At 38.4% G+C, this 3848-nt stretch carries 3 protein-coding genes; 1 reads left to right on the top strand and 2 read right to left on the bottom strand.

Annotation, left to right across the window (positions count from 1 at the left end):
• Positions 1-468 (bottom strand): methylenetetrahydrofolate reductase (locus H7254_RS17570; RefSeq protein ID WP_301934212.1); only part of this gene is annotated, 468 nt, incomplete at its 3' end.
• A 118-nt stretch (positions 469-586) separates the two neighbouring features.
• Here H7254_RS17570 and lptB point away from each other — a divergent pair.
• On the top strand, positions 587-1399 hold the full coding sequence (gene lptB / locus H7254_RS17565) for an LPS export ABC transporter ATP-binding protein (RefSeq protein ID WP_301934211.1): 813 nt from the start codon (positions 587-589) through the stop codon (positions 1397-1399).
• A 47-nt stretch (positions 1400-1446) separates the two neighbouring features.
• On the opposite strand, the gene carB is transcribed toward lptB, so the two are convergent.
• A partial coding sequence (gene carB, locus H7254_RS17560) for a carbamoyl-phosphate synthase large subunit (RefSeq protein ID WP_301934210.1) occupies positions 1447-3848 on the bottom strand: 2402 nt, incomplete at its 5' end.

The following is a 3848-nucleotide window of genomic DNA, read 5'->3' as shown; positions in this document are numbered from 1 at the left end:
ATTCTTTAAATTCACCACTTGTGTTAAAAGATCAACCGCATAAGCATTACCGTGAGGCTCCGGTTCAAAATTAGCTTCGTTCTTTGCTGCATCGCCTCTAAGTACCAATACATTATCAATTCCTAAAAAATTAAGATCTATCAATGCATCTTCCGTATCTCTTTTAGTAAATCCACCACAAATTAAATGCGGTACCGTATCAATATTATAATGGTTCTTTATAGCCGCACAAATGGCCACTGTTCCCGGTCTTTTACGTACTTCAACTTTCTCAAATGTACCATCTGCCTTTTTTTTGAACATGGTTTCGCTGCGGTGATAAGTTACATTTATAAATGATGGTTTAAATTCCATCAAAGGATCTAAATGATTATAAATTGATTGAATCGTTTTACCCTTTAGTGGCGGTAAAATTTCAAAAGAGACCAAGGTTTTTGCTGCCTGCGAAATATGTTCTGTAACTTTCATGTTGTGCTAAATATTTGCAAACATACTTAAGTAGCTATAAAGCACAAACTCATGTTAAATAAAAATCATCAATAAGGCTTATAATGGTTTACATTAATTTTGTTAAAAACATACAATTTTGAGCTTAACTATACAAACTAAAGACCTGGTAAAAATTTACGGCAGCCGCACAGTTGTTGATAAAGTTTCTTTTAGCGTTAACCAGGGAGAAATTGTTGGTTTGTTGGGCCCCAACGGAGCAGGAAAGACCACTTCGTTTTACCAGGTGGTAGGTTTGATAAAACCAGACCAGGGAGAAGTGTTCTTAAACGACATTAACATTACCAAACTGCCCATGTATAAAAGAGCAAAAATGGGCATTGGCTATTTACCGCAAGAAGCCAGCGTATTTAGAAAGCTTAGCGTGGAAGATAATATTAAAGCCGTACTGGAAATGACTAAACTCACCAAACTTGAACAAAGAAATAAACTGGAAATTTTGTTGGATGAATTTAGGCTACAAACAGTAAGAAAAAACAATGGTGATACACTGAGTGGCGGTGAAAGAAGAAGAACAGAAATAGCCAGAGCATTGGCCGTTGACCCTAAATTTATTTTATTGGATGAGCCTTTTGCCGGCGTTGACCCAATTGCTGTAGAAGACATTCAAGCAATAGTTGCCCGGTTAAAATTTAGGAATATCGGTATTTTAATAACCGATCATAATGTAAACGAAACATTGTCTATTTGCGACAGGGCTTACCTTTTAATTGATGGAAGAATATTTAAACATGGTACCGCCGAAGAGCTTGCTGGCGATGAACAGGTAAGAAGGTTGTACCTCGGCAGAAATTTTGAGTTAAAAAGAAAAGATTATTTGCACGAAGATGCCAAAAATGAAAATGCTATGGACACCATCCCGGATATCCCCGAAATTTTAGAGGATATATAATTTTTGCAGGCGTTTTTTTAATAACACAACGTCATTCCTAAAATAAATTACTTGCTCAAATGCATACTCCGCTCTTTATACAACTGCCTAAAATAAGGATCACGTAAATCTTTAATAAACCGGATAGCTTCACCTGTACTTTTCATTTCTGGCCCTAATTCTTTACTTACACCAGGAAATTTATTGAAAGAGAAAACTGGCTCTTTTATAGCGAAGCCCTGTAGTTTTTTCTCGTAAGTAAAGTCTTTTATTTTATTGACCCCGAGCATTATTTTAGTGGCAATATTTAAATAAGGTATCTGGTAAGCTTTTGCAATAAACGGTGTTGTACGGCTTGCCCTTGGGTTAGCTTCTATTACAAATACGTTACCATCTTTAATGGCAAATTGAATATTGATAAGACCTTTTATTTTAAGTGTCCTGGCTATCTTTTCTGCATAGTGTTCCATGGTAGTAACAACCAATGGAGACAGGTTAAATTGTGGCAGCACAGCATTGCTATCTCCACTATGAATACCCGCCGGTTCAATATGTTCCATCACACCCATGATGTGAAATTCATCCCCATCAAAAATGGCATCTATCTCAGCTTCCTGGCAACGGTCTAAAAAGTGATCAATCAAAATTTTATTGCCCGGCAAATGTTTTATCAAACTTAAAATACCTTTTTCAAGGTCTTCATCATTCAATACAATCCGCATGCGCTGTCCGCCAATTACATAGCTTGGGCGAATTAAAACCGGGTAACCAACTTGTTTAGCTACTTCAATGGCTTCATCTGTATTGTACGCAGTGCCATAGTTGGGATAAGGAATACCCAGCTCTTTTAGCGTATCGCTAAACCGTCCCCTGTCTTCTGCAATATCCATACTGTCGAAAGAAGTACCGATAATTTTAATCCCCTTCTCATGCAAACGCTTTGCAAGTTTAAGGGCCGTTTGCCCTCCCAGTTGTACAATTACACCTTCAGGTTTTTCATGCTCAATAATTTCCCACAGATGTTCCCAAAACACAGGTTCAAAATACAATTTATCGGCAATGTCAAAATCAGTGGATACAGTCTCAGGATTACAATTCACCATAATGGCTTCATAGCCTGCTTCTTTCACCGCAAGTAAACCATGCACACAACAGTAATCAAACTCAATACCCTGGCCAATTCTGTTTGGGCCACTGCCAAGTACTATAATTTTTTTCTTTGTAGAAACTACCGATTCATTAGATACTATAGAAGAAGTATACGCTGCATTTCCTACCCCTTCCAATTCGGGCCGGGGGGCTGGTCTTTTTTCAAAGGTTGAATAGAAGTAAGGTGTCTTTGCTTCAAATTCAGCACTACAGGTATCTACCATTTTAAAAACCCTTGTTAAGCCCATTTCTTTTCTGCGGTTATAAATAATTTCCGCATCATCCTCTTTCATAATACGAACGATCTGTTCATCGCTAAAGCCTAAAAATTTAGCCTGCGTCAACAGTTCGTCCGGCAATGTTTTCAAATCATATTTAGCGATCTCTTTTTCGCAATCACATATCTTTTGTATCTGGTAAATAAACCACCTGTCAATGCCGGTACTTTCACAAATACGTTTTACGCTGGCACCCGCCATCAGAGCATCTTTTATGCGAAACACCCTGTCCCACTTTGGTATCTTAATGTACTCTATCAGTTCATCGGCATGCATCAAACTTTTACCATAATAGCCCAGGCCAACTGCCTCATTTTCTAAACTCTGACAAGCTTTTTGTATTGCTTCTGCAAAACTTCTTCCTATGGCCATCACTTCACCTACACTCTTCATTTGAAAACCTAATGTATCATTGGCTCCCTTAAACTTATCAAAATTCCAGCGGGGAATTTTTACAATTACATAATCAAGCGCAGGTTCAAAATAAGCTGAGGTAGATTGGGTGATCTGGTTTTTTAATTCATCCAGGTTGTAGCCAATGGCCAGCTTGGCGGCAATTTTTGCAATAGGGTAACCCGTAGCCTTACTTGCCAATGCAGAGGAGCGGCTAACTCTTGGGTTTATTTCTACCACAATCAAATCTTCTGTTTGTGGATTTAACGCAAACTGTACATTACAACCACCGGCAAAATTACCCAGTGCCCTCATCATACGTATAGCAGTGTTCCGCATCAACTGATAGGCTGTATCGCTCAACGTCATTGCTGGCGCTACTGTTATACTATCGCCAGTGTGAACCCCCATCGGATCAAAATTTTCCACCGTACAAATAATTACCACATTATCATTGTTATCCCTCAGTAGTTCCAGTTCATATTCTTTCCAGCCCAACACTGCTTTTTCTACCAGCACTTCATGAATAGGGCTTGCAGTTAAACCATTGTTCAACGCTTCATCCAGGTCTTCTTTTTTAAACACAATACTACCACCACTTCCACCTAAAGTAAACGAAGGACGAATTACCAATGGAAAACCAATTTCCT

It is taken from the genome of Ferruginibacter sp., from assembly GCF_014377975.1.
Classification (GTDB): domain Bacteria; phylum Bacteroidota; class Bacteroidia; order Chitinophagales; family Chitinophagaceae; genus Ferruginibacter.
This window is presented reverse-complemented; position numbering and strand designations above follow the sequence as displayed.